The following is a 13,977-nucleotide window of genomic DNA, read 5'->3' on the forward strand; positions in this document are numbered from 1 at the left end:
CAACATTCGCTGTCATTTGCTATTTCGAGAGTACCCCAAAGAGCCGCGAACCTGCGCACCATTGACGTTGCTCAAGTTTGCATTTCGTATGGATAGGAAGCTGGAAATTTCCACATACCGCAGCACGGAGAACCCAATGCAATTGACCAAGCCAGCGCACGAGCACACCTCCCTCACGCTTGAAGTTGCGAACCCGCCGGCGGCCCGCACCGACATGGGCGGCGTGCGTCCCACCGACGTCGAACCGCCCAGCCATGTCGACCGCATGCTGCATGCCCTGATGGGGCACTACACCCAGGGCATCTCGCCCAACAGCCTGGCGCTCGCATGGACCGACTGGATGCTGCACCTGGCGCAGTCCCCCGGCAAATGGCAGCGGCTGGCGCAGAAGGCCTGGGACAAGGACCTGCGCTGGTTCGATTACGCACTGCGCAGCGCGGCCGACCCCAATGCCGAGCCGTGCATCGACCCGCTGCCGCAAGACCGGCGCTTCCGCAGCGAGGCATGGCAACGCTGGCCATACAACCTGATCCAGCAGGCCTTCCTGCTCAACCAGCAGTGGTGGCACAACGCGACCACCGGCATCGACGGCGTGACCAAGCACCATGAACAGGTGGTGTCGTTTGTCGCGCGCCAGCTGCTCGACCTGGTCTCGCCGGTGAACTTCGTCGCCACCAATCCGGAGGTCAGCGCGGCCATTGTCCGCGAGCATGGCGCCAACCTGGTGCGCGGGGCCTGCAACCTGATGGAAGACCTCAGCCTGCGCGCGCGCGGCTTGCCGCCGGAGGGCGCGGAGGCTTACCGGCCGGGGATCGAAGTCGCGGTGACGCCCGGCGAAGTGGTGTATCGCAACGACCTCATCGAACTGATCCAGTATGCGCCGGCGACGCCTAGTGTCCACGCCGAGCCGGTGCTGATCGTGCCTGCCTGGATCATGAAGTACTACATCATGGACCTGTCACCGCACAACTCGCTGGTGCGCTACCTCGTATCGCATGGCCACACGGTCTTCATGATCTCGTGGCATAACCCGACCGCCGGCGACCGCGACCTCGGCCTCGACGATTACCTGCATGAAGGCGTGATGCGCGCCTTCGACACCTTGCGCGAACGGATGCCGGGCAAGAAAGTCAATGCGGTCGGCTACTGCCTGGGCGGCACCTTGCTGTCGATCGCCGCGGCCGCCTACGAACACGACCAGCGCGCCTACCTCAATTCGATCACGCTGCTGGCGGCCCAGACCGACTTTTCGGAAGCCGGCGAACTGATGCTGTTCATCGACGAGAGCCAGGTTGCGTGGCTGGAAGACCTGATGTGGCAGCAGGGCTACCTCGACAACCGCCAGATGGCCGGCGCGTTCCGCCTGCTGCGCTCGAACGACCTGGTGTGGTCGGTGGCGGTCAGCCACTATTTGCTGGGCGAACCCGCGCCGATGAGCGACCTGATGGCGTGGAACGCCGACACCACCCGCATGCCTTACCGCATGCACAGCGACTACCTGCGCAAGCTGTTCCTCAACAACGACCTGTTTTCCGGGCGCTACCGGGTCAACGGCAGGCCGATCGCCTTGTCGGACGTGCACGTGCCGGTGTTCGCGGTGTCCACCATGACCGACCATGTCGCCCCCTGGCGCTCGGTGTACAAGGTGCACCTGATGTCGCACTGCGACGTCAACTTCGTGCTGGCCAGCGGCGGCCACAACGCCGGCATCATCAGCGAACCGGGACGGGCCGGGCGGCGCTATTACACCGCCTTGCACAAGCGAGGCGACCGCTACACCGACCCCGACAAATGGATCGAGCGTGCCGACGAAAAGGCCGGCTCATGGTGGCCCGAATGGCTGGCCTGGCTGGACCGCGTCTCGCCGGCGGGCATGGTGCCGGCGCAGCCAGTGACCGGTTCGCTCGGGCCGGCGCCGGGGCGCTATGTGCTCGAACGCTAGCCGGCGAAAGGGTTCTTTACCGTCTTCACCTGCGGCGGCGCCAGCGCCTCCGGCAGCGCCGACGCTTCGAGCCTGGCCACGATGGCGCCGAGCAGCTGGTGCAGCTCGCGGGCCCGCGCCAGCCCAGCCCGGTCCAGGGTCAGGTCGACGTCGCCGGCCAGGGTGATGCGGTCGAGCCGGTTCTCGATCATCAGCTTGCCGATGATGACGACATCGGCTTCGTTGGCATACGGTTCAAATTCCTTCTTGCTGGCCTTCATGGCAGTTCCTCCTGATTGCGCCGCTGGCGCTTTTGCTTGCGCTGGCGGACATGCGGCAAGCGCAGCATCGCCTCTTTCTCGCGCGCCGACAAGGACGGCATCAGGTCGATACCGATGGTCTTCTCCAGCTGCGCTATCGTCATCGTCTGGTACCGGGTGGTCGGCGCGTTTTCGATGAACCAGGCGCCGCCGGCCTTCTGCTGCGGATTCCACACCGCCTTGTACAGGTGGGTCGGCACCAGCACATTGCCCACCTTGCGCAGGCTGCCACCCAGGAACGCCGGCCCGGTCAGCACGTACAGCGCGCCTTCCCTGGCCGCCATCTTGCGCACGATGTGCTCGATCCCCGACCACACATGGCGGTTGTTCTCCGCATCCTGCGGGACCATGTTTGCCAGCGAAAAGCTCTCGCGCTGGCTGCGCCGGTCCGGCATATTGCCGTTGGGCGCCAGGTGGCCGCGGTCGAAACCGCTAAGCGCATAGTCGGACAGTTCGGCGCGCTGGGAACGCGGCAGGCGCGGCTCGGCGTGGAATGAATTGATGCGCGACTGGTCGCCGGCCGCCGCGACATTGTACGCACGCAGATGCTCGGCGGACCATAGCGCGGTGCGGGTCACGCCCGAATGCATCACGCCGAACACCCCATAGCACAACTCGCGGGTGGCAACGGCCAGCCTGGGATTGCGTATCTCGGGCAGGCGCCCGTCGATGTAATGGGCCGGGCAGCCTGCGGCGGCTGCGCCGGCGCTGCCAGGCAGCGCCGCGGCCAGCACGATGGCGGCCAAAATCTGTTGGAACATTGATGCTTGGTGAAAATTTTCAGGCGGCCATTCTAACCTTTAGGTCGCAAAAGATTATTCCTAGGATAAAATTCGCCCGCGCACGACGCGGTCCGTATCATGCGAGCGGACCAGCCCCTCCCTTTCGTGCAGTAAAGCAACGTTCGCACAATAGAAAAAGCGTTGCCAATTGGAATGTATTAGAATGCTTTTTTTATTTCACTACCTGCGACGGTCAGTCCCCTAATGGCGCAGCAAGCGATCCCCGAAGACATACGCCGGTTTGTGCTCACAAGCATCCCGTCGGTGCCTCACCTCGAAGCCCTGCTGCTGCTGCGCGGGACGCCCGGCCCATGGAGCACCGCAAAGCTGGCCGAACGCCTCTACCTTGGCGAGAAGCTGGCCACCGGCCTGCTGGACGACCTGTGCAATTCAGGCATGGCCACCGGCGGCGCCGAGCCTGCCAGCTACTGCTACCAGCCTGCCAGCGACCTGCTGGCGGCGACGATCGACAGCCTGGCCGAGTTCTACTCGCGCCACCTGGTCGAAGTCACCCACCTTATCCACTCCAAGCACGACCGTAAGGCACAGCAGTTTGCCGACGCGTTTAAATGGCGAAAGGATTCTTAAATGGCCCAGATCATCTACATTTTATGCATCCTCACGTCGCTTGCCTGCGCCTGGTTGCTGCTCGGAAGCTACAGCCGCACGCGCCACCGCCTGCTGTTCTGGAGCGGCATGTGCTTCGTGGTGATTTGCTTGAACAACGTGCTGCTGCTGGTCGACCGCGTCGTATTCCCCACCTCGGTCGACCTGATGCCCTACCGGCTGGGATCGGCATTGCTGGCCCTGCTTTTGCTGCTGTACGGCCTGATTTACGAAAAGGAGTGATGACCGAATGAACGATATTCTCGTTGGCGCAATCGCCATGGCATCGCTGGTCATCAGCATGGTGTTTACGCGCTACTGGCGCAATACCGGTGACCGCTTCTTCCTGTACTTCGCGCTCTCGTTCGGCATCGAAGGAGCGCACCGCATCTATTCCAGCGTCGCGCAGAGCATGAACGAGGAAAGCGCCCTGCACTACCTGATCCGGCTGGTCGCCTACGGCCTGATCCTGTGGGCGATTTTCGAGAAGAACTGGCCGCGCGGCAAGGCCAAGCGCTAGCCCGACGCGCGCCCCCAAGCGATCCACCTGCATTGCCCCATCCGGCCCGCGAGGGCCGGAACCATTTTCGCCGGCAGAAATCCAAGCACTTCGCAATCCTGCCAGTGGATACCTCCCTATGCCCGAACGTTGCCTTGCTTCTGTTTTATCGCAGCACGAGTCGGCCGAGCTGTTCCGCCTGATGGTGGCCGGCATCCGCGAATGCGGCGTGATGATGCTCGACCCCGAAGGAACCATCACCACCTGGAACCAGGCTGCCCAGGAAATGACCGGGTACGCCTCCGAACAGGCCATCGGTGCCGGCTACGCCCTGGTCTACACCGACGACGACCGGCAACAGCAGCTGCCAGGGCACGACCTCGACCTGGCGGCACGCACCGGCTTTGTCGGCAATGAGGTGTGGCGCCGCCGCCGCGACGGCAGCCTGTTCTGGGCGCATACTTCGCTGACCGCGCTGCGCGACGCTGGCGGCGCCTTGCTCGGTTATTCCGCCACACTGGTCGACATGACGCATTTGTGCAGGCTGAAGCAGTGCGAGCGCGAACGCCAGGAAATTGAACTGATCCTGGGGGCGGCCTGGTGCGGCATCTGGAAGTGGGACATCGGGCGCGATGAAGTGACCGTGTCGCGCCACCTGCGCGAATTGCTGGGCTACGATAGCGGCGAACGCACCTTGCGGTTTGCCGACTGGATGCTGTGCGTCCTCGAGGACGACCGCCGCCGCATCGAAGCGCAGCTGACCGCGCTGCGCGACAAGCCCGCCCTCGCGCCGCTCGACACCGAACTGCGCTGCCGTACCCGTGAAGGGCCAGCGCGCTGGTTTTTCCTGCGCGCTAACTGGGAGCACGATGTCGATGGACGCGGCCCCGTGCTAGTGGGCGCCTGCGTCGACATCGACAACCGCAAGCAGGCCGAAAACGAGAAAATGCGCCTGTACCACCAGCTGCGCCAGGAACGCGCGCGCTTTGCCAACATCCTCGAGCAGCTGCCGTCCGGCGTCATCCTGGCCGAGGCGCCGTCAGGCAAACTTATCTACCAGAACCGGGCCGGCGAAGCCATGCTGGGCCGCGGCATCGATGGCGTCGCCAGCACCGAGGACTACGGCAGCTACGTGCTGTACGACGCCAAGGGACGGCGCATGCGTACCGAAGACCTGCCGCTAACCCAGTCCATCAGGGAAGGCAGGCCGGTCGTCCAGGAGCTGCAGTACGACCGCGGCGACGGCAAGCGCGTGCATTTCGCCGTGACCACGGCGCTGATCGCCGACCCCGACGGCAGCGCCCGGACCGCCGTCGCCGTGATGCAGGACGTCACCGAACTAAAGCAGGCGCAACTGTGCGCCGCCACCGAAAAGGAACGCGCACTGGTCACGCTGGCCGCCATCACCGACGGCGTGGTGACGCTAGGCCGCGACGGCCTGGTGACCTCCGTCAACCCGAGTGCCGAGCGCTTGCTCGGCCGCACCGAAGCCGCAGCGGTCGGCCATCCGGTGGCGGACGTGCTCTCGGTCGATGAGCCAGGCGGCGAACAAGCCATCCAGGACGCCGTGATGCAATGCCAGCAGGAGCGGCGCCCGATACCCGGGCTGCCGCACCTGACCGCGCACGGCCGCGACGGGCGCCGCTTTTCGATCGATAACGCAGTCGCGCCGGTGACCCTGGCCGACGGCGAGCTGATCGGGGCTGTGCTGGTGATGCACGACGTGACGGAATCGAAGCGCCTGGTGCGCAAGCTGGGCTTCGAGGCCAGCCACGATTCGCTGACCGGCCTGTTCAACCGGCGCGAGTTCGAGCAGCGCCTCCAGCGCGCGCTCGACCACTCGCGCCAGGATGGCAGCGCCGGGTCGGCCCTGCTGTACCTGGACCTCGACCAGTTCAAGATCGTCAACGACACCTGCGGCCACAGCGCCGGCGACGACCTGCTGCGCCTGCTGGCGCAGTCCTACGTATCGCACGTGCGCGAGCGCGACACCCTGGCGCGGATCGGCGGCGACGAGTTCGCGCTGATCGTCGAACACTGCGATGTCGACGAAGCGCTCGGCGTGGCCTACAAGCTGCTCGACGCCACCCGCAACCTGCGCTACGCCTGCAAGGGCCGCATGTTCCAGCTTGGGGTGAGCATCGGGATCACCCCGATCGACACCGGCACCGCGACCGTCGAAGAAGCCTTGCGGCGCGCCGACCATGCCTGCTACATCGCCAAGGAACGCGGGCGCAACCGCGCCTACGTCCACGACACCAGCGACCACGACTTCGCGCAGCGCCGCAGCGATATGCACTGGGTCACCAGGCTGGCGCACGCGTTCGACCATGACCAGTTGCAGTTGTACCGGCAGCCGATCGTGCCGATCAGCGACGCCGGCGGCGCTGCGCGGCACTACGAGATCCTGTTGAGGCTGGGCACCGGCCAGGGCGCGCCGATCGGGCCCGCCAGCTTCCTGCCGGCGGCCGAGCGCTACGACCTGATCCTGAAGATCGACCGCTGGGTGCTGATGCGCACGCTCGACTGGATGTCCAACCACCGCGACGACACCGAGCACCTTGACATGTGCAGCATCAACCTGTCGCGCCGCTCGCTGGGCGACCAGAGCTTCCACAAGTTCGCTGCCGAGCTGATCGACCGCTCGGACGTGCCCCCGCACAAGCTGTGCTTCGAGATCACCGAGAACGGCGCGATCGCCAACATGAACAAGACCACCAACTTCATCCGCACCCTGTCGGCGCGCGGATGCCGCTTTTCGCTGGATGACTTTGGCAGCGGCATGACCTCGCTGTCTTACCTGAAGGAGCTGCCGGTCGACTTTATCAAGATCGACGGCGCTTTCATCCAGACCATGTCGTCAAGCGAGGTGGACTACGAGATGGTGCGTTTCACCAACGAAATCAGCCACATGATGGGCCGCAAGACCATCGCCGAGTATGTCAGCGACCCCGCCATCCTCGGGACCCTGCACGCCATCGGCGTCGATTACGCGCAGGGTTTTTGGGTCGGCAAGCCGCGGCCGCTGATGGCGTAAGCCCGGCGCGGTCCGCCGCGCCTCGGGCGCCAAACCTCAGTCGCCGGCCACGGCGTCGACCGCGACAGTGCCAATGCCAATCGCCGCCAGCGCATCGCGCACGTCCGCGATCTCGGCCTCCAGGTCGGCGCCGACATCGAGCGGCTTCTCGACCGTAGCCAGCAGCGCGCCGTCCTGCGACAGCAAGGACACGCGCATCACCAGGTCGTCGTCGCTGGCCGCTGCCGCGACCCTGGCGCTGGCCTCGGCAGGTGCGACGCCGCTGCCCTCCAGCGCCTGGTTCAGCTGGGTCATCATGCGCAGGGTCGCCAGCTCTTCGACGCCGTGTTCGAACGCGCCGAAGAACAGGTCCTGGTACAGGAAGTTGACGTCGATGGCATCGGGATCCGCGGCCAGGCAGCGGCGCACCAGCGGCACCGCCTGTTCGGTCCAGGCGCGGTAGCGCGCCATGCGCTCGTCGAAATAGGCCTCGGCGCGCGCATCCTCATCGGGAATGGCGTAGAAGGGATCGTCGACCCGCTTCAGCGCAAAGCCCACCAGGAAACGCAATTCAACGGTCGGCTCGCCGGCCGCCGCGGTATTGGGCGCCCAACCCGTCATGGTGCGGTCCAGCGCGGGCGTTGCGGTAAGCTTCTTCGCCGTCATCGATGCGTGCACCTCGCGCACGATCTCGTTCAGTTCGCAGTAGGTGATCCGCGCCGCCTCGCGCGGGTCGTAGGCGTGCGCCACCAGTACCACCTTGGCTTCCTCGCTTTCCAGCCCGCCGCTGCGCAGGCTGTCGACCAGCGCCTCGAACGCGTCGGGGTCGGCGAACGCGGCGCTCTGGTCCAGCCCGCCCCTGCCGTGGACGAACAGGGGAATCGCGAACGCGTTGATTTCCATCGCCGGCGCGCCCTCGCGCCGCATCACGGCCACGCCGCTGGCTTCTTCTATGCTTGAGCGCAACAGCAGGTAGGCCGGGATGTCCGAATAGCGCGCGCGCTCGACCGCGTCGTACAGCACGTCGTCGTTCTTCTTGCGCAGCGCATTGAGGATCATCCGGTTCAGCTCCTCCTGCTTCTGGCCGGGATGCGCCTCGTCGCCGTCCTCCGGCACGGCGATGTCGAGGGCCAGGTCCGCCATGGCCTGTGCGACGAGGTCGTCATCGTCCTGGGGGGCGGAAGTGGCGGCTGGCTTGCGTGGAACGGGGCGCTTGTTTTTTGGCATGGCTGTTTCTGGTGAGGTGGCTATGCGCCATGTTAGCAAATCGCCAGCAGCGGCGCGACTGCCGCTTTCGATCCCGGCTCAGCAGCGAACGCGGTATGATCTTGATAAGACGGCAAGGCCCATGATCGGGCCTGCGTAACAAACCATACGGGAGAGCACAGTGTCACTGCTGAACAATTATTTCAAACTGCAGGAAAGCGGAACCAACGCCCGCACCGAGGTCATCGCCGGCGTGACCACCTTCCTGACCATGGCCTACATTATCTTCGTCAACCCGTCGATCCTGGGCGACGCGGGCGTGCCGAAGGACGCCGTGTTCGTTGCCACCTGCCTGGCCGCCGCGCTCGGCAGCCTGATGATGGGCCTGTACGCGAACTATCCGATCGGCATGGCGCCTGGCATGGGCCTGAACGCCTACTTCGCCTACGCGGTGGTGCTCGGCATGGGCGTGCCGTGGCAGACTGCGCTGGGCGCGGTATTCATTTCGGGCTGCCTGTTTATCCTGGTCAGCGTGTTCGGCCTGCGCGCGATGATCGTCAACGGCATTCCCCACTCCCTGCGCACCGCCATTACGGTAGGGCTCGGCTTGTTCCTCGGGCTGATCGCGCTCAAGAGCGCCGGCATTGTCGTCGCCAGCCCCGCCACGATGGTCACCGCCGGCGACCTGCGCTCCGCGCCGGCCATCATGGCCATCATCGGTTTCCTGCTGATCGTCACGCTGGACCGCCTGCGCGTGCGCGGCGCCATCCTGATCGGCATGATGGCCGTTACCGTCGCCAGCTTCTTCTTCGGCGGTAATACGTTCAAAGGGCTGGTGTCGGCGCCGCCGTCGCTGGCCCCTACCCTGATGCAGCTCGACATCAGCGGCGCGATCGGCGTCGGCATCCTCAACGTGGTGCTGGTGTTCTTCCTGGTTGAACTGTTCGACGCCACCGGCACCCTGATGGGCGTGGCCAGCCGCGCGGGATTGCTGGTCGACGGCAAGATGGAGCGCCTGAACCGGGCACTGCTGGCCGACAGCGCGGCCATCGTGGCCGGCTCGGCGCTGGGGACGTCCAGCACCACCGCCTACATCGAGAGCGCCGCCGGCGTGCAGGCGGGCGGGCGCACCGGGCTGACCGCCGTCGTCATCGCCCTGCTGTTCCTCGCCTGCCTGTTCATCTCCCCGCTGGCCGGCGTGGTCCCCGCCTACGCAACCGCACCGGCACTGTTGTTCGTGGCCTGCCTGATGCTGCGCGACCTTGGCAACATCGACTGGGAAGAAACGACTGAAAGCATCCCGGCGGCAATTTGCGCGGTGGCGATCCCGTTCACGTATTCGATTGCGCACGGCATTGCATTTGGCTTCATCACCTACGCGATGCTCAAACTGCTCACCGGCAGGGCCCGCGAAGTGAAGGTCATCGTGTGGCTCATTGCCGCGGCATTCACTTTCAAATACGCCTATGTCGGCGCTTGAGCTCGACAATAAATTATCATCTTGACACCGTGTGGTACCGAACAGAGATGACTCCTCCCAGCGCGCATAATTGTCTAAACGCTAACGAGGAGCAACATCATGAACTGCAAAGCCATCCGCCACACACTGTTTGTCGCAGGCATGGTGTTCGTTTCGAACACCTTCGCAGGAACCGAAGTCATCAAATGCACGGACCAGTCGGGCCATGTCACCCTGACCGACCAGCCATGCAAAGGCGAGGCAGCCCAGGTGGTGCTGTCCGCCGCGACCGCACCGGCGGCCGCGGCCGATGAGGCGGCCCCGGCCGCGTCAGGCGGAACCGACCGCTACCAGCTGACCAACCTGCCGCCATCGTCCCGGATGCGCGCCGCCCCGTTCACGCAGGTGCAGGCGCCGGGCCGTTCGCTGGCGCGCGATGTCGCCACCCTGAAGGAAGCGCGCCGCACCCTGATGCTTCTCGACAGTTCGATGGCCGCCAGCCGCCAGCGTGGCTTCGCCGCCAACCCCTGAGCTTTCGGATTGGGGTTTTAATAGCGCGCGTTAGCGCGTATTGACCGCAAGTTGCAGTCAATTGCAGCAAGCCGTGACGGCTTTTCGGGAGTTGTTCGGGTACAATACGCCACACCGACAGCAGCTCCGACACGCACATGAAACTCTTTTCGCTTCTCGCGCTCGCGGCCGTGACTCACGGCAGCGCCTTCGCGGGCGACATCGCCCCCTCGTGGAACACCTCTGCCGAACTCGGCGCGATCACCACGTCCGGCAATACGGCAGGTACTTCCGTCACCGGCCGGATCGACGCGCGCCAGGAGCTGGAGGACTGGAGTAACCAGTACATCCTGTCGGGCTACTTCAAGGAAGACGAGAAAACCATCAGCAACGGCGATACCGTTACCGTGAAATCGGCCGAGCGCGTGTCGATGTCGGCCAAGGCTGCTTACAAGCTGATGGAGGACGGCAAGAAGCTGTTCGTACTCGGCACCTACGTCGACGACAGGTTTGGCGCCTACACCACCTACTCGACGATGGCAGTCGGTCACGCCTGGGGCTGGGAAGATTCCAAGGACCGCCGCATCGACCTGGAAGTGGGCCCGGGCTACTTCACCGGCACGCGCGCCAATGGCGACGAGGAAAACGGCTTCACCGTCCGCGGGGCCGCTGCCGTCCGCTGGCGCCTGAGCCCTTCGGCCACGTTCTCGAACTCGGTGAGCGTGGAACGGGGCACCTCCAACGTCCACTCGATCGCCGAGGCCTCGGTGTCGACCAAAATCAACGACACCATGCAGATGAAGGCGGCCTTCGCCGCCCGCAATGACACCAACGTGCCGGTGAACAAGAAGAACACCGATACGCAAACGTCGGTAACCCTGGTGTATTCGTTCTGAGCCGCTAGGCCACCCGCGTGTAGCGCGCGCTCATGAATTCATGCCACCTGCCGTCCTCGCGCAGTGCGTATGAGCTGAACATGCGCTGCGATTCGCTGACAATCTCGATCACATCGCGGTAGCGCGCCGTCGCGCCGGCGCCATTCATGCTCGGCCCGGTCGACTCCAGGGTCAGGATGCGGCGGGTTGCGTCCAGTTCGCCGTCGTAGTGCCACAGGTAGCTCATCATCGAATGAATGAAGGTCCCGGTGAAGCGCTTGCGCCGCGGATCATAGCCCAGCGTCACTACCATGCGGGCCGGTCCGTCGCCGGGAAACTCGCCTTCCCCTTCCGCGACAATCCAGAATTCCCCCAGGGCCTTGACCCGATCCGTGCCGGTGAAGGTCTGGGTGTCATCGGGGCCGGCCGCCACGGTCGATTCATAGGTCCAGTCGCCGACGAGTTGCTGCAGCCAGCGGTGTTGCTCGGTAACGGTTTCTTTTTCCATTGCATCTCCTGTTCATGTTCCCGCACCTTCGGCCCGACTGCGTGGAAACTCGGGAAGGCCATCGCCGGGAACCATCCAGCTCAGGCGGTATTGTACAAACGTGTGGTCGTCAGGCCGGGTCGTCTCGGGGTCGTCGAGGCTGCACAGCGTGATATCGATATCGTTCGGGAAGTCGTCGTGCTGGTAGGTCAGCTGCGTGCCGCACTCGGCGCAGAAGCCGCGCGTCACATGCAAGCTGGACTGGTAGTGCGCCAGGCTCCCGGAAATGATGTCGAAATCGGACAGCACCACACTGAACCAGGCAACGCAGGGCGCGCCGCTGGCCTTGCGGCAGGTCGGGCAATGACAGATGGTGGCATGGAACACCCGCTCCGTCGTTTCATAGCGCACCGCACCGCAACAGCATCCACCGCTCAGCACCATGGCAACCTCCGCGTGTATCAGGCATGCCGCCAGTGTAAGCCAGTTCGTGCCGCGCACGGATGGCCGCGCGCCGCCCACATGCAGGGAAAATAGTCGATTCGAATAACTAAAAGCCGGCTATCTACATATTTCCTTTGCGGCGATATACCCACGCGATAAAAGATACGGCGTGAAATGAATGTAGCCTACTCGTCAGTGGCTGCGCCAGGCCGCGTCCGGGCGTCGTCACGCGAGCCAGCCCGCAAGTTGGAACGCCGGCAAGCCCGATGTAGAATATGTCTCCTTTCTCCACCACCGGCGCGACGTCATGCTCCAAGCAGTACCGTTCCCGATACGCGTAGAGTGCCCGCCAGGCGCCTGCGTTTGCGACCGCGACAGTTTGCTGGCCGAGCCAGGCGCCGACATGCGCGTGCTGCGGCTGACCCGGGAAGAAGAAAAGAAGCTGATTGCGCGCATCGACAGTATCGAGACCTACGACGAGCTGCAGCGCATCGGCGCCAGGATGCAGGAGCTGCTCGGCATCGGCCTGACCATTACCCCCAGCGCGCGCGGCGTGCGCACGGTGCGCGGCTTTACCATCGCGCTCGACGAGCGCCCGGGACTGTGCCGCAAGACGCGCCAGACCATCCCCGCGGCCGTGCGGAAATGCCTGGAACGCCATCCGGACATCGCCTACGCGATCCTGGATGCCCATGACCTGCTGGGAAATCCTTAACGCGCCCATTTAGACCGAAGTCATTCTCCGGTCATTTTGCGGTACTACCATGGGGGCGTTGGAGGCCTGCACGCGCAAGCCCCGCAGGTTAGTCCGGTGGCCTCAAACACCGGCACCAATTCCCGTTACACCTGCATCTGCGTGATTCCTGTATGCTTCGGCAGTAAACCATTGCCGCACACAATACACGCACATGCGCCTGACCACCTTCACCGATTACACCCTGCGGACGCTGATCCATCTCGGCATGCACCGCGACCGCCTGGTGACCATCCAGGAAATCGCCGACCTGCACGCGATTTCCAAGAATCACTTGATGAAGGTGGTGTACCAGCTCGGCCTGGCGGGCGTGGTGGAGACCCTTCGCGGCCGCAATGGCGGCCTGCGCCTGAAGCTCGAACCCGACCAGATCAACATCGGCGCCATCGTGCGCGCCAGCGAAACCGACTTCTACATGGCCGAGTGCTTCAATCCGGCTGGCACTTCCTGCGGGTTAAGCGGCGCATGCGGCCTGCAATACGTGCTCGGCCACGCCACCAACGCCTACCTCGACATCCTTGACCGCGAGACCCTCGCTTCGGTGCTGCCGCGCCCGCGCGGCGGCGCCGTCCCGGTCCAGTTCTACGCCAACCCAGCCACGGAACAGCTGGCCTGATGTCGCAAATTTAGCGACGTCGTATTTCTTCCTATAAGAAACATCCATATTGCCCACGCATTTATAATGTGGCATCTGATTTCCATGTTAACTGGATGCCATGCATGCTGAACTCACCCGGGCCGCGATAGCGCAGCTGGTCCACGAATTTTACGACGACGTCAGGCGTGATCCGCAGCTGCAGCCGATTTTTGAAGCGGCCATCGGCGACAACTGGGAACCCCACCTTGCGCGCATGGTGGAGTTCTGGTCGACGGTGATGATGGCCACCCACGAATTCCAGGGCAATGTGTATGGCAAGCATATGGCGCTGGACGGCGTCGTGCCGGACCATTTCCAGCGCTGGATCGCCCTGTTCGAAACTACCGCCCAGCGCCTCTTCACGCCCGAGCTCGCCGACGAATTCATGCTCGTCGCGCGCCGCATCGCCGCCAGCCTCCAGTACGGCTTCTTCGGGCGTATCGTGGTCCACTGAGCCAAAG

At 64.3% G+C, this 13,977-nt stretch carries 16 protein-coding genes; 11 read left to right on the top strand and 5 right to left on the bottom strand.

All coding sequences use genetic code 11. The features are described 5' to 3' along the window. Window positions 1-136: 136 nt before the first annotated feature. Entirely contained in the window at window positions 137-1,942 is a 1,806-nt protein-coding gene (locus LMJ30_RS07985) for a PHA/PHB synthase family protein (protein WP_229431813.1), read from the top strand. On the opposite strand, the gene LMJ30_RS07990 is transcribed toward LMJ30_RS07985, so the two are convergent. Both LMJ30_RS07990 and LMJ30_RS07995 read right to left on the bottom strand, forming a co-directional pair. Beyond that, window positions 1,939-2,202: a hypothetical protein gene (locus LMJ30_RS07990; RefSeq protein ID WP_229431814.1), complete on the bottom strand. Its 264-nt coding sequence runs from the start codon at window positions 2,200-2,202 to the stop codon at window positions 1,939-1,941. The two genes, LMJ30_RS07985 and LMJ30_RS07990, sit on opposite strands and share 4 nt — an antisense overlap. Next, window positions 2,199-3,002 carry a DNA/RNA non-specific endonuclease gene (locus LMJ30_RS07995; RefSeq protein WP_229431815.1) on the bottom strand — a complete coding sequence of 268 codons (804 nt, stop codon included), beginning with the start codon at window positions 3,000-3,002 and terminating at the stop codon, window positions 2,199-2,201. The genes LMJ30_RS07990 and LMJ30_RS07995 overlap by 4 nt, the downstream gene beginning before the upstream one ends. A 264-nt stretch (window positions 3,003-3,266) precedes the next feature. Here LMJ30_RS07995 and LMJ30_RS08000 point away from each other — a divergent pair, with 264 nt between their 5' ends. From LMJ30_RS08000 to LMJ30_RS08015, 4 genes are all read left to right on the top strand, one after another. Then, complete coding sequence (locus LMJ30_RS08000; protein WP_229431816.1) at window positions 3,267-3,611, top strand: hypothetical protein; 345 nt, start codon at window positions 3,267-3,269, stop codon at window positions 3,609-3,611. Next, window positions 3,612-3,872 (top strand): DUF5985 family protein, encoded by a 261-nt coding sequence (locus tag LMJ30_RS08005; protein ID WP_229431817.1) that lies wholly within the window; start codon window positions 3,612-3,614, stop codon window positions 3,870-3,872. It abuts the gene before it with no gap. A gap of 7 nt (window positions 3,873-3,879) precedes the next feature. Beyond that, entirely contained in the window at window positions 3,880-4,149 is a 270-nt protein-coding gene (locus LMJ30_RS08010; protein WP_229431818.1) for a DUF5985 family protein, read from the top strand. Window positions 4,150-4,267: 118 nt separating this feature from the next. Then, window positions 4,268-7,165, top strand: coding sequence for a bifunctional diguanylate cyclase/phosphodiesterase (locus LMJ30_RS08015; protein WP_229431819.1), 2,898 nt, complete (start codon window positions 4,268-4,270; stop codon window positions 7,163-7,165). Window positions 7,166-7,201: 36 nt separating this feature from the next. On the opposite strand, the gene LMJ30_RS08020 is transcribed toward LMJ30_RS08015, so the two are convergent. Further along, entirely contained in the window at window positions 7,202-8,371 is a 1,170-nt protein-coding gene (locus LMJ30_RS08020; RefSeq protein WP_229431820.1) for a hypothetical protein, read from the bottom strand. A gap of 166 nt (window positions 8,372-8,537) precedes the next feature. On the opposite strand from LMJ30_RS08020, the gene LMJ30_RS08025 reads away from it, so the two are divergent. The 3 genes from LMJ30_RS08025 (at window position 8,538) to LMJ30_RS08035 (ending at window position 11,215) form a co-directional block, all read left to right on the top strand. Further along, window positions 8,538-9,830: an NCS2 family permease gene (locus LMJ30_RS08025; protein WP_267869604.1), complete on the top strand. Its 1,293-nt coding sequence runs from the start codon at window positions 8,538-8,540 to the stop codon at window positions 9,828-9,830. Between the two features lie 99 nt (window positions 9,831-9,929). Then, the gene (locus LMJ30_RS08030; RefSeq protein WP_229431822.1) at window positions 9,930-10,340 is read left to right on the top strand and encodes a DUF4124 domain-containing protein; all 411 of its coding nucleotides are present in this window, start codon (window positions 9,930-9,932) and stop codon (window positions 10,338-10,340) included. Between the two features lie 137 nt (window positions 10,341-10,477). Then, window positions 10,478-11,215: a DUF481 domain-containing protein gene (locus LMJ30_RS08035; protein WP_229431823.1), complete on the top strand. Its 738-nt coding sequence runs from the start codon at window positions 10,478-10,480 to the stop codon at window positions 11,213-11,215. Between the two features lie 4 nt (window positions 11,216-11,219). Here LMJ30_RS08035 and LMJ30_RS08040 read toward each other — a convergent pair whose 3' ends face one another. Continuing rightward, window positions 11,220-11,702 carry a DUF1579 domain-containing protein gene (locus tag LMJ30_RS08040; protein WP_229431824.1) on the bottom strand — a complete coding sequence of 161 codons (483 nt, stop codon included), beginning with the start codon at window positions 11,700-11,702 and terminating at the stop codon, window positions 11,220-11,222. 12 nt (window positions 11,703-11,714) lie between these two features. Next, the gene (locus LMJ30_RS08045; RefSeq protein WP_229431825.1) at window positions 11,715-12,125 is read right to left on the bottom strand and encodes a GFA family protein; all 411 of its coding nucleotides are present in this window, start codon (window positions 12,123-12,125) and stop codon (window positions 11,715-11,717) included. Window positions 12,126-12,432: 307 nt separating this feature from the next. Between LMJ30_RS08045 and LMJ30_RS08050 the strand changes: the two genes are divergently transcribed. The 3 genes from LMJ30_RS08050 to LMJ30_RS08060 all read left to right on the top strand — a co-directional run bounded on the left by LMJ30_RS08050 (window position 12,433) and on the right by LMJ30_RS08060 (window position 13,970). Continuing rightward, window positions 12,433-12,840: a hypothetical protein gene (locus tag LMJ30_RS08050; RefSeq protein ID WP_229431826.1), complete on the top strand. Its 408-nt coding sequence runs from the start codon at window positions 12,433-12,435 to the stop codon at window positions 12,838-12,840. A gap of 193 nt (window positions 12,841-13,033) precedes the next feature. Next, window positions 13,034-13,495, top strand: coding sequence for an RrF2 family transcriptional regulator (locus LMJ30_RS08055; protein WP_229431827.1), 462 nt, complete (start codon window positions 13,034-13,036; stop codon window positions 13,493-13,495). 100 nt (window positions 13,496-13,595) lie between these two features. Further along, window positions 13,596-13,970 carry a group III truncated hemoglobin gene (locus tag LMJ30_RS08060; protein ID WP_229431828.1) on the top strand — a complete coding sequence of 125 codons (375 nt, stop codon included), beginning with the start codon at window positions 13,596-13,598 and terminating at the stop codon, window positions 13,968-13,970. Window positions 13,971-13,977 lie beyond the last annotated feature (7 nt).

Source organism: Massilia agrisoli, from assembly GCF_020831365.1.
Taxonomy (GTDB): domain Bacteria; phylum Pseudomonadota; class Gammaproteobacteria; order Burkholderiales; family Burkholderiaceae_D; genus Telluria_A; species Telluria_A agrisoli.

Excerpts from the sequence above, each read along its gene's own strand:
- LMJ30_RS07985 (WP_229431813.1), top strand. The coding sequence starts at position 137 with ATGCAATTGACCAAGCCAGCGCACGAGCACACCTCCCTCACGCTTGAA.
- LMJ30_RS07990 (WP_229431814.1), bottom strand. The coding sequence starts at position 2,202 with ATGAAGGCCAGCAAGAAGGAATTTGAACCGTATGCCAACGAAGCCGAT.
- LMJ30_RS07995 (WP_229431815.1), bottom strand. The coding sequence starts at position 3,002 with ATGTTCCAACAGATTTTGGCCGCCATCGTGCTGGCCGCGGCGCTGCCT.
- LMJ30_RS08005 (WP_229431817.1), top strand. The coding sequence starts at position 3,612 with ATGGCCCAGATCATCTACATTTTATGCATCCTCACGTCGCTTGCCTGC.
- LMJ30_RS08010 (WP_229431818.1), top strand. The coding sequence starts at position 3,880 with ATGAACGATATTCTCGTTGGCGCAATCGCCATGGCATCGCTGGTCATC.
- LMJ30_RS08015 (WP_229431819.1), top strand. The coding sequence starts at position 4,268 with ATGCCCGAACGTTGCCTTGCTTCTGTTTTATCGCAGCACGAGTCGGCC.
- LMJ30_RS08020 (WP_229431820.1), bottom strand. The coding sequence starts at position 8,371 with ATGCCAAAAAACAAGCGCCCCGTTCCACGCAAGCCAGCCGCCACTTCC.
- LMJ30_RS08030 (WP_229431822.1), top strand. The coding sequence starts at position 9,930 with ATGAACTGCAAAGCCATCCGCCACACACTGTTTGTCGCAGGCATGGTG.
- LMJ30_RS08035 (WP_229431823.1), top strand. The coding sequence starts at position 10,478 with ATGAAACTCTTTTCGCTTCTCGCGCTCGCGGCCGTGACTCACGGCAGC.
- LMJ30_RS08040 (WP_229431824.1), bottom strand. The coding sequence starts at position 11,702 with ATGGAAAAAGAAACCGTTACCGAGCAACACCGCTGGCTGCAGCAACTC.
- LMJ30_RS08045 (WP_229431825.1), bottom strand. The coding sequence starts at position 12,125 with ATGGTGCTGAGCGGTGGATGCTGTTGCGGTGCGGTGCGCTATGAAACG.
- LMJ30_RS08050 (WP_229431826.1), top strand. The coding sequence starts at position 12,433 with ATGCTCCAAGCAGTACCGTTCCCGATACGCGTAGAGTGCCCGCCAGGC.
- LMJ30_RS08055 (WP_229431827.1), top strand. The coding sequence starts at position 13,034 with ATGCGCCTGACCACCTTCACCGATTACACCCTGCGGACGCTGATCCAT.
- LMJ30_RS08060 (WP_229431828.1), top strand. The coding sequence starts at position 13,596 with ATGCATGCTGAACTCACCCGGGCCGCGATAGCGCAGCTGGTCCACGAA.